Here is a 19,617-nt window from a genome sequence, read left to right on the forward strand (position 1 = left end):
GGGCCGTCCCGGGGCGGTGTCCGAGCGCCCGGCCCGCCGGGCCCTCCGCGTAAACTCGGGGGCATGAACCAGAGCGGCCCCCGGGCGGAACTCGGCGACTTCCTGCGGTCCCGACGTGCGCGGATCCTGCCCGAGGACGCCGGACTGCGCTCCTTCGGAGGCCGCCGCCGCGTGCCCGGACTGCGCCGGGAGGAACTCGCGCAGCTCGCCGGAGTGAGCGTCGACTACTACACCCGCTTCGAGCAGGGTCGCGCCGAGAACGTCTCCGACTCCGTCCTGGGCGCCGTCGCCACCGCCCTGCGCCTCGATCCGGCCGAGACGGCCCACCTCACCCGGCTGGTCCGCACCGTCGGCCGCGGGGGCGCCCCCGCGGCCGACCGGGGGGCTGCGGCCGGGCCGGAACAGGCGCAGGAGGTCCGCCCGGGGCTGCGCAGACTGCTGGAGTCCATGCCGCAGACCCCCGCCTTCGTCATCGGCCGGCGCACCGACATCCTGGCCTGGAACCCGCTGTTCGCCACCCTCGTCACCGACTTCGGGGCACTGCCCCCCGAGCGCCGCAACAAGGCCTGGCTGCTCTTCCTCGACCCGCAGGTACGGGAGCGGTTCGTCAACTGGGAGCGCAAGGCCGAGGACCTCGTCGCCTACCTCCGCTTCGACCACGGACGGCACCCGCACGACGCCCGGTTCACCGCGCTCGTGGCGGAACTCTCCGCGCGCAGCCCGGAGTTCGCCACCCTGTGGGCGGCCCAGGAGGTACGGGAGAAGACCCACGGCGGCTACCACCTGCGCCATCCGCTCGTCGGCGAGTTCACCCTCGCCTACGAGAGCCTGAACCTGCCCGACGACCCGGACCAGAGCCTGATCACCTATACCGCGGCAGCCGGTTCGCCCTCCGAGGCGGCCCTGCGCATCCTTGCCGCGGAAGCGGCACGCACCGCCGGGGGCGCCGGCCGGGCGTCAGGGCGCAGGACCGGAGGAGCCCCGGATCACGGCGCGGGGACTCCGACGCGCAGCGACAGCCGCTCGTAGCCGGGGATCAGCACCCCCCGGGCCGGGCGCCGCCCGACGACCTCCAGCTCGGGGAAGCCCCGCAGGGCCCCGACCACCGCCCGGATCTCCGCCATGGCCAGCGGCATCCCCAGACAGAAGTGCGGTCCGGCGCCGAACCACAGCCGGCGCAGCTCCGCAGGATCGGGCGCGCCCGGTCGGGGGCAGCCCGCAGCCCTCCCGCCGGAGCCCCGGTCCGGCGCGAAGGGACCGTAGGCCCGCGTGCACAGCAGGGTGGCGATGACCACGCGCTCCCCGGCCCCGACCCGTACGCCCCCGAGCAGCCCGGCGGCGGCCGCGCTGCGCAGCATCACCGGGGTCGGGGAGGTGACCCGCAGGGCCTCCTCCGTCAGCGCGTCGTCGATCCGGTCGGGCCCCCGGCCGGTGTCGTGGGCCAGTGCGACCAGCCGGGGTATGAAGGAGACCAGCGTCTCGGTCCCGGTCAGCAGGAACACTCCGACGGCGCCCCGAGCCTGCGCCTCGTCCAGGCCGAGTGCGCGCAGCCGTCCCGGCACGGTGGACTCGTCGCCGGCCCGGTACGCGGCGACAGCCGCCTCGCTCAGCCTCGCCAGGGCGGCCCGGGCACGGGCCGTCTGGCGTCCGGTCAGCGAGGTGCGCCAGAGCCGGACCGTCGACACCACCGCCGCGGCCTCGGTGAAATCCGCCGACCCCGCGGGCAGCCCGACCAGCTCGCGGACCACCTCGGTGGCACATGCGCGGACGACCCGTACCAGGTCGACCTCCTCACCCGCGGCGAGCCGCTGCTCCAGGGCGGCCAGCGGGGCGCGCAGGACCCGCTCGCACACGGCCGCCACGTGGCCCGGGGTGAACAGCCCGCCCAGCCTGCGGCGCAACACGGCGTGCTCCGCGCCCTCCGTGTTGATCAGCACCCGGGGGCCGAGCACCGACGTCCACAGGCCGCCGGCCGCTCCGGGGCCGGTCTTCGTGTAGCGCTCCGGGTCCGTCAGCACCTCGCGGGCCAGGCCCGCATCGCTGACCACCACCCCGACCCGCGGCACCCGCACCACGGGGCCGCGCGCCCCGGCCGCACTCAGCAGCCGGTACGCGACGGGGTGCGCGGCCGTCTGTACCCGCCGCTCCCAGCGCTCCCACTCGTCCATCGGCGCAGAGTATGCCGCCGATGGCCTGAAGTGACCCCCCGCGGGCGGCATCTTGACCTGACTGCCGCGTATCGAAGCGGGGCCGTGATCGTTTCTTCAGCCGTAACCCCTACAAGTGTTGCGGAATCGGGAGGGCGCGCGTGACCGCTTGGCAGGTCTTCGCCGGAGCGGGTCTGGTGGCAGCGATGTGCCCGCTGCACGGCCACGTGGCGGTCGCGGGTGACGGCAACGGCCGCGGAGCCCGGATCGACGTGTGCGTGCCCGCCGGGCACCCCCGGCCGCCCGGGGCCCGCCCGACCGCCTCGCTCCCGGCCCCGTCCGTGGTCACCGCCGGGCCCGGGGGGCCCACGGTGCACCACCCGGGGCGTCCCGCGCGACCCGCCCGCCCCGCCGGGCCGCCCCGGCCCGCCACCCCACCGGACCCCGCCGTACCGCCCGCGGCGGCCCCGGAGCCGCCGCGGCCCGCGCCGGCGGCTGCCGCTCGGGGCCAGGCGCCCGCGGCCCGGCCCGCGGTGCCCGCGGCGGCGTCTCCGGCCGCGGCCCGGCCCGCGGCCTCCCTGACGCGCGCCGGCGCCTTCCACGTGCGTCCGTACCGCGCGGTCGCCGTGGCACGCCGCGGCCCGGGCGGCATGTCCACGGTGATGCTCATGGTGGTCGTCACCACCCCGGCCGTGCTCGCGGCCGCGGCGCTGCGGCCCCGCGGTCGCAGCGCCGGCCGCAGCTAAGCCCCGCCCCGCAACCCTGCCTGCCTCCCGAGACCCCGTCCCCGAGACCCCGTCCCCGAGACCCCGTCCACCGATCCACCGATCCATCGATCCACTGATCCAGACCGGAGAATCCACGTGTCCGAATGGCTGGTCCTGGCCATCGCCATGGCGCTCGTCTGCGCCGTCGTCCTCACCATCACCACGATCCGGCACCGCCGGGCCGCCGCTGACGAGGACACCAGCGAGACCCCCGATGTCATCGAGTACATGACGATGATGGTGGGCGTGGTCTACGCGATCGTGCTCGGCCTGGCCATCGCGGGCGTCTGGGAGGCGCGCGGCGCCGCCGAGGACAGCGTCCGCCGCGAGGCCCAGGCGCTGTACGAGGTCACCCAGCGCGCCGACGTCTACCCCGCCCCGGTGCGCGACCGCATCCGCGGGGAGGTCGACGCGTACGTCGCGCACACCGTCTCCGTGGACTGGCCGCTGCTGACCTCGGGCGAGACGGCGTCCAGCGAGGGCGGCCTCCTGCTCGGCAAGCTGCGCAGCGACGTCACCCACCAGAGCCCGGCCACCGAGCTCCAGGCGCAGGCCTACCAGCCGCTGCTCGACCACATCGCCGCCGCCGACGACGCCCGGCACTCGCGGACCCAGAGCTCCGACTCGACGCTGCCGGGCGTGGTGTGGTTCGGGCTGCTGGTCGGCGGACTGGTCACCGTCGGCCTGATCTTCACCTTGCAGATCCGCCGTTCCGGCCGGGAGCTGCTGCTGGCCGGACTGTTCAGTGCCCTGATCGTGTTCCTGCTGTTCATGGTGTGGAGCTTCGACGCCCCCTACGGCCGGGAGGGCATCGATTCGGCCGGCCCCTTCCAGGACCTGTTCCCGGCCCTGGCGCTGGCCGCCGGACGCTGACCGCCCCGGACCGGGCGCCCCCCCCGGCCGGCCGCTACGGGCGGCCGGCGGAGGATGCGGCCCGGTGCCGGACGGACGCGACCACGGGGGAGTGCCGCAGCGCGTGGGAGATCCCCAGCAGGTCGCGCGGCCCGTCGGAGGTGTCCAGCACGCTCTCCTCGCTGGCCACGATGACCCGGCCCTCGGGGTCCGCGGACCGGGCCCGTACGGCGGCGGCCACCATGGCGGCGTCGGCGACCGCGCGGGCGGTGTCCTCGTCGGAGCCCGTGGCGACGGCGCGCCGGTAGGCGTCCTCTCGGTGGTCCGTGTCGAAGTAGGGCCCCAGGTGGAGGAATCCGTCGTGGATGTCCGACTCCCGCTGGATCACCCGCAGCTCGGCGGCCGACCACCAGGACATGTGGACGGACGGGGTGCCGCTGGGCGCGGAGATCTGCACCTCGTGCCAGAGCGCGCCGAGGCGCCGGTAGGTCCGCCAGGTGTGCCAGCTGTCCCACAGGCGCTGGCAGACGAGGGGGACGACGAAACCGATGGCGCTGATCAGGGCGCCCAGTGAGGCCAGCGGCGGGGCGACGAAGGTGCTGAGGTCGTCCAGGTCGTGGCCCAGCCAGCGGGCCACGACCGCCGACATCTTGGTGGCGTCGTAGCTGAGGTTGAAGAGGTAGCCGCAGACGATGATCACCAGGCCGGCCCGCAGCCAGCCCCGGACCTGCAGGGACCAGCGCCAGCACAGGGAGACCATCACGACGGCGGCCACGTGGTGCGCCAGCAGGTAGATGGCGATCATCTGCCGGATGTACGGCGTGTTCGCGTAGTAGGTGTCGAAGTCGCGCAGCCGCTCCGTCGGGGTGTCGCCGAGGGCGAACAGCACGACCAGTGTGGCGATCACGGTGCCGTAGCCCAGGATCCAGCGCCGGGAGATCCGGCGGGTCTCCTCCGGCGGTCCGCCGCGCCAGTTCACCATCAGGACCAGGCAGGAGGCGCTGAACGCGGTGATCAGGCAGTACACCAGCGGGGCGGAGATGTTGGCGATGCCCGTCCAGCGGTTGACCGCCGCGATGGTGGGCGGGGCGGCGAAGGCGAACACCGCGCCGGCCAGGGTCAGCAGCGCGCAGACCGAGCGCAGCAGCGGATCGCGCCAGTTGTGGCGCAGCGCCGGCAGTTTGAAGGCGAGGGCGATGGCCATCGCCGCTGCCGGTATGTAGTAGTCCTCACCGTTCAACGGTCGTTCCTGTGCCCCCGGTATCCGAGCGAGGCCTCGATGCGGCCCGCCAACTGGTCACGCTGGGCCGGAGCCCGGTGGCTCGCCGATCCGGCCAGCCATGTCCTGCACTTGCTGCCCAGCAGTAAACCGAATGTCTCGGCCTCCGTCTCCTCCCGCACGTCGGCCCGGGTGCGCGCCGCGACCCGGCGGACCGTCTCGCCGATGTCCGCCTCGTCGGATAGCAGCCGCGCGGCGACGGCGGCGCCGTCGACGTGGTGGCTGCAGTGGCCGGCCTTCATGTGCCACAGCTCGTGGCCGAGGATCACGAGCTGGTGGTCCGGCGCGGTGCGCTCCTCGATGACCACCAGGTCCCGGTCCGCCATGTCGAGCCACAGGCCGCTGGCCGTGCCCGGCGGGAACGATGCCATCCGGAAGTCCACCCGGCGGCCACGGTGTCTGCTCATGCCCTCGCAGAGGGCAGCGTAGAGGTCCACCGGTTCCACGGGGGCGGTCAGCCGGATCCCGGCCACCAGCTCCCCGCACAACCGCCGCTGCTCTCTGCCTATGCTCACCGTTCTCCCCGTCGGCGCGGATCCGGATCAGGTCTCAAGGATCAGACCCAGACTTTCGACTGGGTCAGGATTCGTTCGGTGTGACGCTTTCGAGGAGCATGTCCAGCCATTCGGTCACCTTGTCCCGGTGCTTGTCGCTGGGCAGTTGGGCAGCGCGCCAGGCGATGCCCCGCACTCCGTGGTTCTGGAGGAGTCTTGCCAGCGGATCGCCTGCCGAAGCGGCCGGAGCCGGTACGGTTTCCCGCGCCCGCCCGGCGAAGTCCTGGAGCAGCTGCTGCTCGGTCCGCTGGAGGGCATCGGTCAGGGCGTCCGCGTCGTGCGCCGTCAGGAAGCCCGCATGCACTCCGAAGAACCGCTGGATGGCGTCGCAGTGTTCCATGGTGGGCCGGCGGTCGCCGTTGATCAGGGCCCCCGCCTGCTGGCGGGACATGCCCGCCCCGTCGGCGATCTCCTGCTGCGTGTACCGCCGGCCGTTGGGTTTGACCCGGGTGCGGCGGAGCAGGTCCAGCCGCTGGAGGAAGCGGGCCTGGAGATCGGGCTCGCCGGCCGGCCGTCCGTCGAGCAGGGTCCTGACCACCTCCGTGGGCACGCCGGAGGCCTCCGAGAGCCGCCGCAGGTCGAAGACCTGGTTCAGCTCGCGGCCCATCTTGCCCGCGAGTTCGGCGACCCGCATGACGGTGGCGGCCAGGGGTGCGTGGGCCACCGCGACGGGAGCCGGGAAGCCGTCTGTCACCAGTGGTTCTCCTAGATCGCGCGAGGTCGGTTCGGGCACGTGGTCGGCCTCTGAAATCTATCCGCTCCGCTTGCGGAGGACCAGAACTTGCCACAGCTGTGGCGGGAATGAGCTGTCGTCAGGCTGGAATTGCCACAATAGTTGACACTCGAATGAAGTCGGTAGCAGGATCGCCACAGGAAATGAAGATCCAGACCGTGAGGAGGGGGAGCTCTCGGTGCCACATCTCGCAGCGGTGGGCCCGTCCGATGGCCTCGCCCGAGCCGGCGAGGAGCGCCTGCCGGGCGATGAGTCGGCACGCGGCGCCGTGCGGTCGGAGCGACGCAAGGAGATTTTGCGCCAGCGCCGCGAAGAACTGGGCCTGAGCCAGGAAGACCTCGCGGCACGGCTGCGCATCAGCGTGCGTGCGTACGGCAACTGGGAACGGGGCCTGGTCAAGGAGTGGACGGACCGCAAGCTGCTCGCCCTGGCCGAGGCCCTGGAGATGAGCGAGCGCCAGTGCTTCTGGCTCTTCCGCGTCATGGTGGACCGTGACCCGCCGCTCACCTGGCGCGCCGCCGAGGACAGCCGGCTCCCCGAGGACCCGGCGCAGCGCGACTACCTGTGCGACTACGCCGCGCTCATGGAGGCCGTGCCCTACCCGAGCTTCCTGGTGGACCACCGCTGGGACGTCGCGCTGACCAACTCGGCCTTCGACCAGCTCTTCCAGTCCGTGCGGCCGCACCCCACGGCCCTGCCGGACGACAACTTCCTGCGCTTCGTGCTGTTCCACCCGGACGCCGCCGCGGTGCTGGAGGACCACGAACCCGCCTGGTGCGTACCGCTGCTGGCCCGGTTCGCGACCGCGCTGGCCGACGCCCCGGAGGACGAGGGCCTGCGCAGCATCCGCCAGGAGGTGGCCCGCGACCCGTTCATGGAGGCGGCCTACCGGTACGGGGTCCCGCACTGGCTGAGCACGCACGGGGCCGAGGCCGCCGAACTGGACGGGGCGGTGCGCACCGTACGCCACCCCGACCCGCGGTGGGGGGTGGTCCGTTGCAGGATGGTGGCCGAAAGCAGCCGGATGCTGGGCGGGATGGGCCTGACGCGCGTCACCCTGGTCCTCTCCGCCCCGCAGGGCCTGCCCTCCGGCCCGGTCCGGGGCGAGGCCGCTCCGCTGCAGCAGGGCGCCCGGCTGCGGGCCGTGCCGCCGCTGGGGGAGTAGCCGCCCGGGGCAGACTGGTACCCCGCCGCCCGTGTGCGGCGGGCGTGCCGCGGATCGTGGCACGGACGCGGTGCGGTGGCGGGCGAAGGGCGGTTGGACGTGCGGCTGACGATCCTCGGCGGGGGCGGATTCCGGGTACCTCTCGTCTACGGGGCGCTCCTCGGCGACCACGCCGAGGGCCGGGTCACCCGGGTGACCCTCTACGACGAGGACTCCCTCCGGCTCGCGGCCATGGCCCGGGTGCTCACCGACCAGGCCGCGGCCGCCGGGGTGCCCGACGCGCCGGCCGTGACGGCCACCACCGACCTCGACGAGGCCCTGCGCGGAGCCGACTTCGTCTTCTCCGCCCTGCGCGTCGGCGGCCTGGAAGGACGCGCCGCCGACGAGCGGGTCGCCCTCGCCGAGGGGGTGCTCGGCCAGGAGACGGTGGGCGCGGGCGGGATCGCGTACGGGCTGCGCACCGTGCCCGTGGTGCGGGAGATCGCCCGAAGGATCGCCCGGCTCGCCCCCGAGGCCTGGGTCATCAACTTCACCAACCCGGCCGGGCTGGTCACCGAGGCCATGGCGGAGGCGCTGGGGGACCGGGTCATCGGCATCTGCGACTCGCCCGTGGGCCTCGGCCGGCGCCTCGCGCGGCTGCTGGGCGCCCGCCCGCAGGAGGCCTGGATCGACTACGTCGGCCTCAACCACCTGGGCTGGGTGCGGGGGGTGCACATCGCCGGGCGCGACGAGCTGCCCCGGCTGCTGGCCGACACCGCGGCCCTGGAGTCCTTCGAGGAGGGCAGGCTGTTCGGCGCGCAGTGGCTCCGGTCCCTCGGCGCGGTCCCGAACGAGTACCTCCACTACTACTACTTCAACCGGGACACCGTACGGGCCTACCAGGAGGCGAAGCAGACCCGCGGCGCGTTCCTGCGCGACCAGCAGCACGGCTTCTACGCCGAGGCGTCCCGCGACGCCCTGCCCGCCGGGGCCGCGCTCGCCGCCTGGGACCGCACCCGGGCGGAGCGCGAAGCCACGTACATGGCCGAGAACCGCGAGGCAGCAGGGGTCGGCGAGCGCGACGAGAGCGACCTGGAGTCGGGCGGCTACGAGAAGGTCGCCCTGGCCCTGATGCGCGCCATCGCCCGCGACGAGCGGGCCACGCTGATCCTCAACGTCCGCAACCGCTCCACGCTGTCCGTGCTCGACGCCGAGGCCGTGATCGAGGCGCCCTGCCTGGTCGACGCCAACGGCGCCCACCCGGTGTCCGTGGCGCCCCTGCCGCTGCACGCCGTGGGGCTGGTGACCGCGGTCAAGGCGGCCGAGCGGGAGGTCCTGGCGGCCGCCGCCAGCGGTTCCCGGGCCGACGCGGTGAAGGCCTTCGCCCTCCACCCGCTGGTGGACTCCGTGGCTGTGGCGCGCCGCCTGCTGGACGGCTACGCGCAGGCCCACCCGGGCCTGGCCCACCTGCGCTGACCTCCGGCGCCGGCCCCCTGCGCCCGGGGAGGCGCCGTACGGGTCCCTCGTACGGCCCCGTGCGCATGCGGGGCGGCAGCGGCGCTGTGAGAGTGCGAGAGCGACCACAGCCCCCGCTGCAGGCATGGCCCCGCCCGCGCCCCCCGTCATCGACCGGCGGCGGCGCAACATCATCTTCGGCACGATCATGCTGGGGGTGCTGCTGGCGGCCCTCGACCAGACCATCGTGGGCACCGCCCTGCCGACGATCGTGGCGGACCTCGGCGGCGGCGACCACATGTCGTGGGTGGTGACGGCCTACCTGCTGGCGGAGACCGTCTCGACGGTACTCGTCGGCAAGTTCGGTGACGTGTTCGGCCGGAAACTGATCTTCCAGATCTCGGCGGTCATCTTCATCAGCGGCTCCTTCCTGTGCGGGCTCGCGAGCAACATGACCCTCCTCATCCTGTGGCGGGGCGTCCAGGGCATCGGCGCGGGCGGGCTGATGGTCACCGCGATGGCGCTGATCGCCGATGTGGTGCCGCTGCGCGAACGGGGCAAGTACCAGGGCGCGATCGGCGCGGTCTTCGGCGTCGCCACGGTCATCGGACCGCTGCTGGGCGGCCTGTTCACCGACTCCCTGAGCTGGCGCTGGTGCTTCTACGTGAACGTGCCGGTCGCCATCCTGGTGGTGGTCGCGGCCGCCCGGACCATCCCCTCGGTCCGCGCCGCCGGCAAGACCGTGATCGACTACCTCGGCATCGCGCTGGTGGCGGTCGGGGCGAGTGCGCTGATCCTCGCCACGAGCTGGGGCGGCAACGAGTACGCCTGGAACTCCCCGGTGATCATCGGGCTGTTCGCGGTCGGAGCCGTGGCGCTCGCCCTCTTCTGCCTCGCCGAGGTCCGGGCCGCCGAACCGATGCTCCCGATGCGGCTGTTCCGCAACCCGGTCTTCTCGGTCTGCTCCGTCCTGAGCTTCGTCGTCGGCTTCGCGATGCTCGGCGCGATGACCTTCCTGCCGACCTACCTCCAGTACGTGGACGGGGACTCGGCCACCATCTCGGGTGTGCGGACCCTGCCGATGGTCATCGGCCTGCTGATCGCCTCCGTCTTCAGCGGCAACGTCACCAGCAAGACCGGCCGCTACCGGATCTTCCCCCTCGTGGGCTGCGCCGTGATGGGCCTCGGCCTGTACCTGCTCTCGCTGATGGGGCCGGGCACCAGCAGCTGGCTGGAATCCCTGTACATGTTCGTCCTGGGCACCGGCATCGGCCTGTGCATGCAGGTGCTGACCATCGCGGTGCAGAACACCGTGGACTACGCCGACCTCGGCACGGCCACCTCCGGCGTCACCTTCTTCCGCACGCTCGGCAGCGCCTTCGGGACGGCCGTGTTCGGAACCATCTACGCCAACACCCTCGGGCCCGCGCTGCAGAAGGCGGTGGGCGAGGCCGCCCGGGCCACCGGGACCGACCCGGCGGCGCTGGGCGCGGCCGCACAGAGCCCGGCCGGGGTGCACGGCCTGGAACCGGCGGCGGCCGCCCCGGTGGTCGACGCGTACGCCGAGGCCCTGCAGACGGTGTTCCTGTGGACGGTGCCGGTGGCGGTGGTCGGCTTCGTCGTCGCGCTCTTCCTCAAGCAGGTCCCCCTGCGCGACAGCGCCCGGGCTGGGTCGACGGACATGGGCGACGGGTTCGCCTCGCCCGCCACGGCCTCCGGGGGCTCCGACAAGCTTCTGGAACTGGCCGTCGGCAAACTCGTGCGGACCATGGGGCCGGAGACCGCCCGGGGGATCGTGACCTCCTCGGACACCCGGCTGGACATGGCGGGCGCCTGGGCCGTGATGCAGGTGGAGCTGCTGACGCGGACGGTCGGCTACGCCAGCCTGGGCCTGGTCGCCTCGCGGCGCTCGGTGCCCCCGGAGGTCCTGCTGCCGGTCTTCGAGCGGATGGTGGACGAGGGCTACCTGACGCGCGAGGACGCCTTCCTCACCCTCACCCCGGCAGGGGAGCGGGAGGCCGGGGTCATCTCGCAGGCCTGGGCGCAGTGGCTCGGCGACCAGCTGGAGAAGGACCGCGGCCGGCCGCGCAGCGCCGAACTGCGGGCGGCGGCGGACGCGATCGCGAAGCGGCTGCTGGCCGAGGACCTGCGCGACGGGAACTTCGCCCCGCGGCCCTCGCTGCGGGTGTAGGCCCCCGCCCCACCGGATCGCGGACCGGGACTGGCCAGGCGCGGGCCGGGGCGGGCGCGGCGGGGCGCGGGCGGGCGCGGCGGGGGCCTCAGCAGTGCGGGCCGGGGCGGTCCGGGGCGGGCTGGCGCGGCGCGGGGGCTCAGCAGCGCGGGCCGGGGCGGTCCGGGGCGGGCTGGCGCGGCGCGGGGGCTCAGCAGCGCGGGCCAGGGCGGGCTGGCGTGGCGCGGGCCGGGGGCCTCAGCCGGCGGCCGGCCCGCCCCGGGTCGCGTAGGCGTACGCGGGCACGCGCGGCAGCGACGGCAGGTCCGGGCGCCAGACCCCGAGGACCGCCGCCGAGGGCGCGTACAGGGCCACCGGGATCTCCGCCGGGGCGAACCAGCACCACTCGATGATCTTGTGCGGCTCGGTGACGGCAGGGGTCCCCCGCGCCGTGGTCGTGACCGCGGCCGCAGTCAGCCGGGTGAGCCCGGCGACGGCGTCGACCAGGACGGACACCACCCTGATCCCGTCGGGGTCGGCCCGCAGGTCCGTCTCCTCGGCGAGCTCCCGGGCGGCGGCCTGTTCGAAGCCCTCCCCGGGATCCACCTTGCCGCCCGGCAGCTCCCAGCGGCCGTCATGGGCCCGCCCGAGCAGGACGCGCCCGTCGGGGTCCACGACCACCAGCCCGACGCCGACGACCGCATGGGGCCGCGGCGCGGCACGCTCGGGACGCTCCCGCTCCGGGTGCGGGGGCTGCTCCGGGTAGGCGGGGCGCCGGTCGGCTGCGGTCATGTCCGTCCCTCCGGTCGGGGGCCGGGCCGGGCCCGGACGTGGATCCGCTCGCCCTGCGGCCCGAAGAGGCTGAGGAGCTCGGCGGGGTGCGGGCCGGGGTTGAAGAAGGCGTGCGGGGTGTGCGTGTCGAACTCGGCGGCTTCCCCGGGGCCGAGTACGAGGTCGTGCTCGGCCAGGAGCAGGCGGACCCGCCCCGACAGCACGTACAGCCACTCGTAGCCCTCGTGGACGCGTAGCCCGGGCGTCGGACCCTCGTGCGGCGGCATGATCGTCTTGAAGGCGTTCACCCCGCCGGGACTGCTCCGCGACAGCGGTACGTAGGTGGCGCCGTGCCGGACGAAGGGCCGCGGGCGGATCCGCGGGTCCCCCGTCTCCGGCGCCCCGACGAGCTCGTCCAGTGCCACCCGGTGCGCCCTGGCCAGCGGAAGCAGCAGCTCCAGCGTCGGGCGGCGCTGCCCGGACTCCAGCCGCGACAGGGTCGACAGGGAGATCCCGGTCTCCTCGCCGAGCTGCGCCAGCGTGGCGCCGCGCTGCTGGCGCAGGGCGCGCAGCCGCGGCCCGACGGCGGTGAGCACCCCCGCGAGTTCTTCGTCCTGCTGATCGGTGGCCATTCCTCCATTTGCTGCTCCGGCAAGGTGATGTGTCAAGGCCGCCTTCCTCCCCACCCCTGCGGGTCCGCGACGGGTCCGGGTCCGCGGCGGGTTCGGGTCCGCGGCGGGTTCGGGGACGCGGGCGGCGGGGGGTTGGGGCGGCGCGGGGGTGGATCAGCCGGGGGAGCCGAGGACCTCGGCCAGGTCGTAGCCGACGACCTCCTCCAACTGGTCGTAGGTGCAGCTCTCCGGCTGACGGTCGGGCCGCCAGCGGCGGAACTGGGCGGTGTGCCGGAAGCGGTCGCCCTCCATGTGGTCGTACTTCACCTCGATCACCCGCTCGGGGCGCAGCGGCACCCAGGACAGGTCCTTCTTCCCCGTCCAGCGGCTCTGCGCACCGGGCAGCCGCGCGCTCTCGTGGGCCTCCTCCTCGGCCCAGGAGGCCCACGGATGGCCGGTGACGTCGGCCATCCGGAGCGGGGCGAGCTCCTCGACCATCTCGGCCCGGCGCTTCATCGGGAAGGCGGCGCACACGCCCACGTGCTGGAGGGCGCCGCTTCCGTCGTACAGGCCGAGGAGCAGCGATCCGATGATCGGACCGCTCTTGTGGAAACGGAAACCGGCGAGGACGGCATCGGCCGTACGCTCGTGCTTGATCTTGAACATGAGCCGGGCGTCGGGCCGGTAGGGGAGGTCGAGCGGTTTGGCGACCACCCCGTCGAGCCCGGCGCCTTCGAACCGCTCGAACCACTCCTGCGCCAGCGCGGAATCGGTGGTCGCGGGTGCGAGATGCACGGGGGGCCGAGCGGTGGAGAGGGCATGGGTGAGGGCGGTTCGCCGCTCACTGAGCGGTGTGTCGAGGTACGAGCGGTCGTCGAGGGCGAGCAGATCGAAGGCGACGAAGCTGGCCGGCGTGGTCTCCGCGAGCATGTTCACGCGGGAGGCGGCCGGGTGGATGCGCTCCGTCAGCCGGTCGAAGTCGAGGCGACCACCCTGGACGATCACGATCTCGCCGTCCATGACGCAGCGGGCCGGCAGGTTCTCCTTCAGCGCCGCCACCAGTTCGGGGAAGTACCGGGTCAGCGTCTTGCCCGTACGGCTGCCGATCTCCAGCTCGTCGCCGTCGCGGTGCACGAGGGCGCGGAAGCCGTCCCACTTGGCCTCGTACTGCATCCCGGCCGGAATCCTGGCCACCGACTTGGCGAGCATCGGCTTGACGGGCGGCATCACCGGTAGGTCCATGCCTTCGATTCTGCGGTGGTACGTCCGGAGCCGCCCGGTATGCGCGCCCGGCCGGGCCCGCCTACCGTGGCGCACATGGGTGCTGCGGGAAACGTGATCGAGCTGGAGGCGGGCGGCCGGACGGTACGGCTGTCCAGCCCCGACAAGGTGTACTTCCCCGAGCGGGGCCTCACCAAGAGGGACGTGGCCGAGTACTACCTGGCAGTCGCGCCGGGCATCACCCGGGCCCTGCGCAACCGCCCCACCACCCTGGAGCGGTTCCCCGAAGGCGTGGAGGGCGAGTCCTTCTTCCAGAAGCGCGCCCCGAAGAACCTCCCCGACTGGATCCCCACCGCCCACATCGCCTTCCCGAGCGGCCGTTCGGCCGACGAGATCTGCCCGACGGAGCCCGCAGCCGTCCTGTGGGCCGCCAACCTGGGCTGCCTCACCTTCCACCCCTGGCCGGTCCGGCGCGAGGACACCGACCGCCCCGACGAACTGCGGATCGACCTCGATCCGCAGCCCGGCACCGACTACCACCACGCCGTGGCCGCCGCGCACGAACTGCGCGGCCTGCTGGGAGAACTGGGCCTGCGCGGCTGGCCCAAGACCTCCGGGGGGCGGGGCCTGCACGTCTTCGTCCCGATCGCGCCGCGCTGGACCTTCACCGAGGTCCGGCGGTCCGCGATCGCCCTCGGCCGGGAACTGGAGCGCCGCATGCCGGGCAAGGTCACCACGGCCTGGTGGAAGGAGGAGCGCGGCGAGCGGATCTTCGTCGACTACAACCAGACGGCACGCGACCGCACGATCGCCTCCGCCTACTCCGTCCGGCCCCGCCCGCACGCCCCGGTGTCGGCGCCGCTGCGCTGGGACGAGGTGGACGACGCGGAGCCGCGGGACTTCGACATCGTGACGATGCCGGCCCGCTTCGCCGAACTCGGCGACCTGCACGCCGACATGGACGACCACGCCTTCACCCTGGACACCGTCCTGGAACTGGCCGACCGCCAGGAGCAGGACCACGGCCTGGGCGACATGCCCTACCCGCCGGACTACCCGAAGATGCCGGGCGAACCCAAGCGCGTCCAGCCGAGCCGTGCCCGGCACGAGGACTGACCGCGCCACACCTCTCGGGGCGGAGACGCGCGGTGTTGATCAGGCGTTGATCGGACGTCCATCGGCAGCGGCCAGGCTCTGCGGCATGTCGATGAACACCACGGACACCGCCGCCCCCGCCTGGTACGACCTGGCCCTCTGCGCCCAGACGGGCCCCGGCTTCTTCTTCCCGGAGCCCGGCTCGTCCCTGCGCGACGCCAAACGCCTGTGCGGCGCCTGCGAGGGCCGGACGGCGTGCCTGGAATACGCCCTGGCCAACGACGAGCGCTTCGGCGTCTGGGGCGGCCTCTCCGAATCCGAACGCCAGGCCCTCCGCCGCAACTGATCAGGTCCGCGTGGCCTTCCCGCTCTCCCGCACCAGGCCGACCCGCAAAGCAAGGCCGAAACCCTCACCACCGCACTCCTCCCGCCGCGGCACATGGGGCACAACCCGCACGGGGTAGTGCCCCCCGACGGGCGACACAACCCCCCCGAACCGGGGATCCCCGGCAAACCAAATCCGGTCCGGGTGGTCGTTCTCCCGCTCCGCCAGTGCGACGGGGAAGGGGACCATGCGCAAGACAGAAGTGACGTTTTCGTTGAACGGGATGACGATCGTGGCGGGGCTACCGTTCGGCCGGGGCGGGTAGCGACAGGGAAATTCCTGCCAGGGATATGCCCGAAGGACGGCCTTGACGCGATGGCGCCGGCCGAACGCAACGGCTGCCCAGGGCACCCACGGGATGAATCCAACGGAGAACAGGATGAGGGCGAAAGCCGCTTGCCGCAAAGGCTCGATGAAGAGGCAGGATGCGGCTACCACCAGTGGGCCGCCCAGACCGGCAATGGAGCGGGCACGTCGGAGAACCAGTTTCTCGTAACCGACCACAGTCGAAGGGTTGTCCCAGGCCACCTTGGCGAGCTGCCTCACCGCAGGAGGTCCAGGACGCGTGAACGCGGGGCCGCAGTGGCCGGCGAGGGATCGGGATCGGTGAAGGTGAGCGTGTGGGCAATCGCCTCCAGGATGTCGGTGTACGCCTCTTGGTGCTCCAACGCGGGGCTGGTGAGGTCGAGCACCAGCAGGTGGAAGCCGGCCGGATGCGTCGTGGCCACCCGAGCCTGGAACAGTGATTGCTCTCCGTCCGGCCCGGTGATCGTTCCGCCGACGAGGTAGCACGGCAATGACGAGGGCAGGTCGATGACGCGCTGCGCCGACGTCTCCCACGCGCTTGACCGGGCCATGCTCAATGCAATCCGCGCCACGCTGAGCCGCGGATTGGGGTCGTCCGCCGCGAGGATCGTGAGGGAGAACAGGGATGTGCACACGCCACCGTCCTCGGCTGGGTGAAAGCCGAGCGCAGTATGGACGACGTCAAGTGCTCCCAGCTGATCCAACCCAGCCATGAGTTGCGCCAGTTCAGCCTGTGCTGCATCGCTTTCGAAGGCGCGCGCGAACCCGTCCAGAGAATCACGATCGGCTGTACCGATGCTGTGAAAGCCGGGAGGCAGTCTGAACCAGACGGGTGGTCGCTCAGTCGGATGCCTCATGGCCTCGCCGCCCTCCAGAATTGGCTCGATTTCGCAATTGTCGAAGGTGCGTCGTCGAGGACACCCCGCGCACCATCCACGGCCACGGAACCCTGTTCCAGCGTCTCGTCGTCGGTGAACAGATCGAGACCGGCAGTGACGGCACCCGATCCGGCCACGGCCACGCCCACCCGTTCCCTGGTTTCCTGCGGTGCCGTGCGCATCGCCCATGCAGCAAGAGGGTTTTCTACCTGTCGCAGGGTGTCGGCCGTCGACCAGGTCGTGCTGCGGAAGGCCGAGGCTCCCGGGGAGAGGGCGGCCAGGGCGCTGGTTTCGGGGGCGGCGGCCAGGGCTGCGCGGGTTGCTGCCGTGCCGGCCTTGGCGCCCGAGGCGACCGCGGCCACGCCCGGGACCGAGCCCGCGGTGTCGCCGAGGAGGGTCACCGCGCTCTTCCAGAAGTCCGCGTCGAACTTTCCCTTCGTGGCGCCGTCCACCAGCGGCTTGCGGAACTTCGGGTCCGCCAGGTGCGTCGTGAGGGCGGCCAGGGACAGGCCCCCGGCGACCAGCATCACCGCCAGTCCCGCCGGCGGGCACATCAGGGCCACTCCGGCCCCGATCGCGCCGAGGATGGCGGAGGCGTTGGACAGGGCGTCGCCGGGGTCGTCCGTGATCTTGTGCCAGATCGAGGCCAGGACGCCTGGCTCTTTCGGCGCCAGCCGTTCCCCGGCCGAGTCCAGGGCCTTGGCCACCCGGCGGGCGGCCGCAGCGTGCTCCGAGGCGAGTTCCTGCGCCAGGCGGCGGACGTCCGCGAGGGCTTCCTCGGTCGTGGCAGCTGCGGCCCGGGACTCGTATCGGGCAGCTTGCGCGCGGTGTGCCACCAGGGTGTCGTGCCATCCCGCCAGCCGGCGCGCGGCCTCCGCCACCGAGGTGTGGGCCGAGCCGAGGTGGCGCGGGAGGTCCTGGGACAGGGTCGCGCGGAAGGCGGTGGCGGCTTCGCCCTGCCAGGCCGCGCTGTGGGAGGCGAGCGATGTCACGATGCGTGCGGCCTCGCCGAGGGAGGCGGCCGAGGCGGTGAGCTTCTTCGCCAGGGCCAGTACCGTGCCCGGGTCGCCCGGCGCCGGGTCGAAGCCCAGCGCGGCGTGCTCAGCCACGGGCGGCCGCCGCCGCTTCGCGGAACGCCGTACGGACGGCCTCCTCCAGTTCCGTGTACTCGGCGGCGCTGCGGTCGACGCCTTCGCGCACGGCCTTGACCCGCCGGGTCAGTTCACGTGCGCCGAAGGCCCATCTCTCCTGGAAGCCGTCGCAGGCCGCGTCCAGGTCGGCGGTGCCCAGCTGGTCGGCCCGTACGTGGTCCAGGGCGCGACGGGCCTCCCGCAGGGAGACCAGCGAGGAGTCCAGGGTGCGGGTCAAGCGGGTCAGCTGGTCGATGTCCACCTGGAGCGAGGTCATGACGCGAAACCCTGGCAGAGCGAGGCTCTGCCAGGGCAATCGGCCTCACCCGCGCGAGCGAGCGGAAACCGGTCAGGCCTTGCGGGCCGCGATGCGCGCCGCGCGGGCGGCCAGGCGCTCGTCGAACTTGCGGGCTTCGGAGTCCAGGCCGTTCATGAAGAGCCCGAGCTCCTCCTGGGCCTTCTGGCCCTCCGGGCCGAGGCCGTCGATGTTCATGATCTTGAGGAAACGGATCACGGGGCTCAGTACGTCGTCGTGGTGGATCCGCAGGTTGTAGACCCCGCCGATGGCCATCTGCGCGGCCATCCGCTCGAAGCCGGGCATGCCGTGTCCAGGCATCCGGAAGTTGACCACGACGTCCCGCACGGCCTGCATGGTCAGGTCCGGGGCGAGCTCGAAGGCCGCGCCCAGCAGGTTGCGGTAGAAGACCATGTGCAGGTTCTCGTCCTGCGCGATGCGGGCCAGCATGCGGTCGCAGACCGGGTCGCCGGACTGGTGGCCGGTATTGCGGTGCGAGATGCGGGTGGCGAGCTCCTGGAAGGCGACGTAGGCCACCGAGTGCAGCATCGAGTGCCGGTTGTCGGACTCGAAGCCCTCCGACATGTGCTCCATCCGGAAGGCTTCCAGCTTGTCCGGGTCCACGGCGCGCGAAGCCAGGAGGTAATCGCGCATCACGATGCCGTGGCGGCCCTCCTCGGCGGTCCAGCGGTGCACCCAGGTGCCCCAGGCGCCGTTGCGGCCGAAGAGCGAGGCGATCTCGTGGTGGTAGCTGGGGAGGTTGTCCTCGGTCAGCAGGTTCACGACCAGCGCGATCTTGCCGATCTCGGTGACCTTCGACTGCTCCGGGTCCCAGGCCTCGCCGTCCTCGAAGAAACCGGGGAAGTTGCGGCCGTCGCTCCACGGGACGTACTCGTGGGGCATCCAGTCCTTGGTGACCGCCAGGTGGCGGTTGAGTTCCTTTTCGACCACCTCTTCCAGCGCGAACAGCAACTTGGCGTCCGTCCACGCCTCCGAGCTGCCGAGGTGGGGAGAGGTGATCGTCACGGGTACTCCTGGGTGCAAAAGCGAATTACCTACGGTTGCGTAGCCTACGGAGTCGTAGGTTAAGGGTGACATCAAGGCCAGCCAAGTCCCACGCCTGCCTATGTCCAGTTACATCCTGTTATCTATGCAGTTTGAGCGGGGGGTAAAGGGGAAGGGGCGCGGCACAAGTCGTACCGCTGGCAGGCTGTGGCCGGATCTGATCCCGTCTGACGGCGGAGACCGGCCGGAGCCTCTGCCGGTGTGCGCCTGCCCCGTGGCGCCCGTCCAATGCCCCGCAGCCCCCTCCGATTCCGGCAGCGCAGCAGTAATGGCAGCGGCAATGGCGGTGGCAGTGGCCGGGCCGATGACTGCGCCCCGTCGGGGTCCGGTGCGACGCGTGCCAGGCCGCCTCCGCCGCCCCGTCAACCCCGCGCGGCGACCCCCGACCCTTGGGACGCCCGCAGCCCAGCCGGGCGGGCCCGGCCGGGACCGAGCGCCCCCGGCCTCGCCCCCGGCCTTCGGCTCCAGCCGGGCGGTCTCGGCCTCAGTCGCCGACCTGCGGCGCTGGGCCCTCAGCCACCGGGCAGCGGGTCAAAGCCCGTGCCCCGGCGTTCGGCCCCAGCCGGGCGGTCCCAGCCGGGCGGCCTGCGGCCCCGGCCTGCGGCCCCTAGGCGCCCGCAACCAGCCGCGCGGGCCCGGCCTCAGGCGCCGACCTCCCGCGCCGGGCCCTCAGCCACCGGGCAGCGGGGCCAAAGCCCGCGCCCCGGCGTTCGGCCCTAGCCGGGCGGTCCCGAGCATCAGCCCCGGCCCCGGCCTTCG

The 19,617-nt window shown here is 73.0% G+C and carries 20 protein-coding genes; 8 read left to right on the top strand and 12 right to left on the bottom strand.

Going from position 1 to position 19,617, the window contains the following annotated elements:
• Positions 1–63 precede the first annotated feature (63 nt).
• Positions 64–1,029: a helix-turn-helix transcriptional regulator gene (locus tag ACLJTM_RS17130; protein ID WP_411104461.1), complete on the top strand. Its 966-nt coding sequence runs from the start codon at positions 64–66 to the stop codon at positions 1,027–1,029.
• Here the strand turns inward: ACLJTM_RS17130 and ACLJTM_RS17135 are convergent.
• A complete protein-coding gene (locus tag ACLJTM_RS17135; protein ID WP_411104462.1) occupies positions 987–2,168 on the bottom strand; it encodes a cytochrome P450 in 1,182 nt (393 codons plus the stop codon). The two genes, ACLJTM_RS17130 and ACLJTM_RS17135, sit on opposite strands and share 43 nt — an antisense overlap.
• Positions 2,169–2,308: 140 nt before the next feature.
• Here ACLJTM_RS17135 and ACLJTM_RS17140 point away from each other — a divergent pair, with 140 nt between their 5' ends.
• A complete protein-coding gene (locus tag ACLJTM_RS17140) occupies positions 2,309–2,893 on the top strand; it encodes a hypothetical protein (RefSeq protein ID WP_411104463.1) in 585 nt (194 codons plus the stop codon).
• Positions 2,894–3,010: 117 nt separating this feature from the next.
• Positions 3,011–3,787 carry a hypothetical protein gene (locus ACLJTM_RS17145; protein WP_411104464.1) on the top strand — a complete coding sequence of 259 codons (777 nt, stop codon included), beginning with the start codon at positions 3,011–3,013 and terminating at the stop codon, positions 3,785–3,787.
• A 34-nt stretch (positions 3,788–3,821) separates the two neighbouring features.
• On the opposite strand, the gene ACLJTM_RS17150 is transcribed toward ACLJTM_RS17145, so the two are convergent.
• The 3 genes from ACLJTM_RS17150 to ACLJTM_RS17160 all read right to left on the bottom strand — a co-directional run bounded on the left by ACLJTM_RS17150 (position 3,822) and on the right by ACLJTM_RS17160 (position 6,293).
• Positions 3,822–5,006: an MAB_1171c family putative transporter gene (locus tag ACLJTM_RS17150; protein ID WP_411104465.1), complete on the bottom strand. Its 1,185-nt coding sequence runs from the start codon at positions 5,004–5,006 to the stop codon at positions 3,822–3,824.
• Positions 5,003–5,560, bottom strand: a complete 558-nt coding sequence (locus tag ACLJTM_RS17155) for a toxin-antitoxin system, toxin component (RefSeq protein ID WP_411104466.1) — start codon at positions 5,558–5,560, stop codon at positions 5,003–5,005. Before ACLJTM_RS17155 ends, ACLJTM_RS17150 begins: the two co-directional genes overlap by 4 nt.
• Before the next feature lie 64 nt (positions 5,561–5,624).
• The gene (locus ACLJTM_RS17160) at positions 5,625–6,293 is read right to left on the bottom strand and encodes a helix-turn-helix domain-containing protein (protein WP_411104467.1); all 669 of its coding nucleotides are present in this window, start codon (positions 6,291–6,293) and stop codon (positions 5,625–5,627) included.
• Positions 6,294–6,627: 334 nt separating this feature from the next.
• Here ACLJTM_RS17160 and ACLJTM_RS17165 point away from each other — a divergent pair, with 334 nt between their 5' ends.
• The 3 genes from ACLJTM_RS17165 to ACLJTM_RS17175 all read left to right on the top strand — a co-directional run bounded on the left by ACLJTM_RS17165 (position 6,628) and on the right by ACLJTM_RS17175 (position 11,122).
• Positions 6,628–7,497, top strand: coding sequence for a helix-turn-helix domain-containing protein (locus tag ACLJTM_RS17165; protein WP_411104468.1), 870 nt, complete (start codon positions 6,628–6,630; stop codon positions 7,495–7,497).
• A 99-nt stretch (positions 7,498–7,596) separates the two neighbouring features.
• A complete protein-coding gene (locus ACLJTM_RS17170) occupies positions 7,597–8,952 on the top strand; it encodes a 6-phospho-beta-glucosidase (RefSeq protein WP_411104469.1) in 1,356 nt (451 codons plus the stop codon).
• Between the two features lie 124 nt (positions 8,953–9,076).
• The gene (locus tag ACLJTM_RS17175) at positions 9,077–11,122 is read left to right on the top strand and encodes an MDR family MFS transporter (RefSeq protein ID WP_411104470.1); all 2,046 of its coding nucleotides are present in this window, start codon (positions 9,077–9,079) and stop codon (positions 11,120–11,122) included.
• Positions 11,123–11,359: 237 nt separating this feature from the next.
• Here ACLJTM_RS17175 and ACLJTM_RS17180 read toward each other — a convergent pair whose 3' ends face one another.
• The 3 genes from ACLJTM_RS17180 to ACLJTM_RS17190 form a co-directional block, all read right to left on the bottom strand.
• Positions 11,360–11,893, bottom strand: coding sequence for an NUDIX domain-containing protein (locus ACLJTM_RS17180; RefSeq protein WP_411104471.1), 534 nt, complete (start codon positions 11,891–11,893; stop codon positions 11,360–11,362).
• Positions 11,890–12,504, bottom strand: a complete 615-nt coding sequence (locus tag ACLJTM_RS17185; protein WP_411104472.1) for a helix-turn-helix domain-containing protein — start codon at positions 12,502–12,504, stop codon at positions 11,890–11,892. Before ACLJTM_RS17185 ends, ACLJTM_RS17180 begins: the two co-directional genes overlap by 4 nt.
• Positions 12,505–12,657: 153 nt before the next feature.
• Positions 12,658–13,725 carry an ATP-dependent DNA ligase gene (locus ACLJTM_RS17190; protein ID WP_411104473.1) on the bottom strand — a complete coding sequence of 356 codons (1,068 nt, stop codon included), beginning with the start codon at positions 13,723–13,725 and terminating at the stop codon, positions 12,658–12,660.
• 75 nt (positions 13,726–13,800) lie between these two features.
• Between ACLJTM_RS17190 and ligD the strand changes: the two genes are divergently transcribed.
• Both ligD and ACLJTM_RS17200 read left to right on the top strand, forming a co-directional pair.
• Entirely contained in the window at positions 13,801–14,820 is a 1,020-nt protein-coding gene (gene ligD, locus ACLJTM_RS17195) for a non-homologous end-joining DNA ligase (protein WP_411104474.1), read from the top strand.
• Between the two features lie 85 nt (positions 14,821–14,905).
• Complete coding sequence (locus ACLJTM_RS17200) at positions 14,906–15,145, top strand: WhiB family transcriptional regulator (protein ID WP_411104475.1); 240 nt, start codon at positions 14,906–14,908, stop codon at positions 15,143–15,145.
• Here the strand turns inward: ACLJTM_RS17200 and ACLJTM_RS17205 are convergent, their stop codons facing one another.
• The 5 genes from ACLJTM_RS17205 to ACLJTM_RS17225 form a co-directional block, all read right to left on the bottom strand.
• Positions 15,146–15,730, bottom strand: coding sequence for a hypothetical protein (locus ACLJTM_RS17205; protein WP_411104476.1), 585 nt, complete (start codon positions 15,728–15,730; stop codon positions 15,146–15,148).
• Positions 15,727–16,347 (bottom strand): hypothetical protein, encoded by a 621-nt coding sequence (locus ACLJTM_RS17210; RefSeq protein ID WP_411104477.1) that lies wholly within the window; start codon positions 16,345–16,347, stop codon positions 15,727–15,729. Before ACLJTM_RS17210 ends, ACLJTM_RS17205 begins: the two co-directional genes overlap by 4 nt.
• Positions 16,344–17,477, bottom strand: a complete 1,134-nt coding sequence (locus ACLJTM_RS17215; protein ID WP_411104478.1) for a hypothetical protein — start codon at positions 17,475–17,477, stop codon at positions 16,344–16,346. The genes ACLJTM_RS17210 and ACLJTM_RS17215 overlap by 4 nt, the downstream gene beginning before the upstream one ends.
• Positions 17,470–17,775: a hypothetical protein gene (locus tag ACLJTM_RS17220; protein WP_411104479.1), complete on the bottom strand. Its 306-nt coding sequence runs from the start codon at positions 17,773–17,775 to the stop codon at positions 17,470–17,472. Before ACLJTM_RS17220 ends, ACLJTM_RS17215 begins: the two co-directional genes overlap by 8 nt.
• Before the next feature lie 72 nt (positions 17,776–17,847).
• Positions 17,848–18,819, bottom strand: a complete 972-nt coding sequence (locus tag ACLJTM_RS17225; RefSeq protein ID WP_411104480.1) for an acyl-ACP desaturase — start codon at positions 18,817–18,819, stop codon at positions 17,848–17,850.
• Positions 18,820–19,617 lie beyond the last annotated feature (798 nt).

Origin of the sequence: Streptomyces sp. cmx-4-9 (assembly GCF_046548835.1) — a bacterium.
Taxonomy (GTDB): domain Bacteria; phylum Actinomycetota; class Actinomycetes; order Streptomycetales; family Streptomycetaceae; genus Streptomyces.

Excerpts from the sequence above, each read along its gene's own strand:
- ligD (WP_411104474.1), top strand. The coding sequence starts at position 13,801 with ATGGGTGCTGCGGGAAACGTGATCGAGCTGGAGGCGGGCGGCCGGACG.
- ACLJTM_RS17220 (WP_411104479.1), bottom strand. The coding sequence starts at position 17,775 with ATGACCTCGCTCCAGGTGGACATCGACCAGCTGACCCGCTTGACCCGC.
- ACLJTM_RS17200 (WP_411104475.1), top strand. The coding sequence starts at position 14,906 with ATGTCGATGAACACCACGGACACCGCCGCCCCCGCCTGGTACGACCTG.
- ACLJTM_RS17210 (WP_411104477.1), bottom strand. The coding sequence starts at position 16,347 with ATGAGGCATCCGACTGAGCGACCACCCGTCTGGTTCAGACTGCCTCCC.
- ACLJTM_RS17190 (WP_411104473.1), bottom strand. The coding sequence starts at position 13,725 with ATGGACCTACCGGTGATGCCGCCCGTCAAGCCGATGCTCGCCAAGTCG.
- ACLJTM_RS17130 (WP_411104461.1), top strand. The coding sequence starts at position 64 with ATGAACCAGAGCGGCCCCCGGGCGGAACTCGGCGACTTCCTGCGGTCC.
- ACLJTM_RS17175 (WP_411104470.1), top strand. The coding sequence starts at position 9,077 with ATGGCCCCGCCCGCGCCCCCCGTCATCGACCGGCGGCGGCGCAACATC.
- ACLJTM_RS17185 (WP_411104472.1), bottom strand. The coding sequence starts at position 12,504 with ATGGCCACCGATCAGCAGGACGAAGAACTCGCGGGGGTGCTCACCGCC.
- ACLJTM_RS17180 (WP_411104471.1), bottom strand. The coding sequence starts at position 11,893 with ATGACCGCAGCCGACCGGCGCCCCGCCTACCCGGAGCAGCCCCCGCAC.
- ACLJTM_RS17135 (WP_411104462.1), bottom strand. The coding sequence starts at position 2,168 with ATGGACGAGTGGGAGCGCTGGGAGCGGCGGGTACAGACGGCCGCGCAC.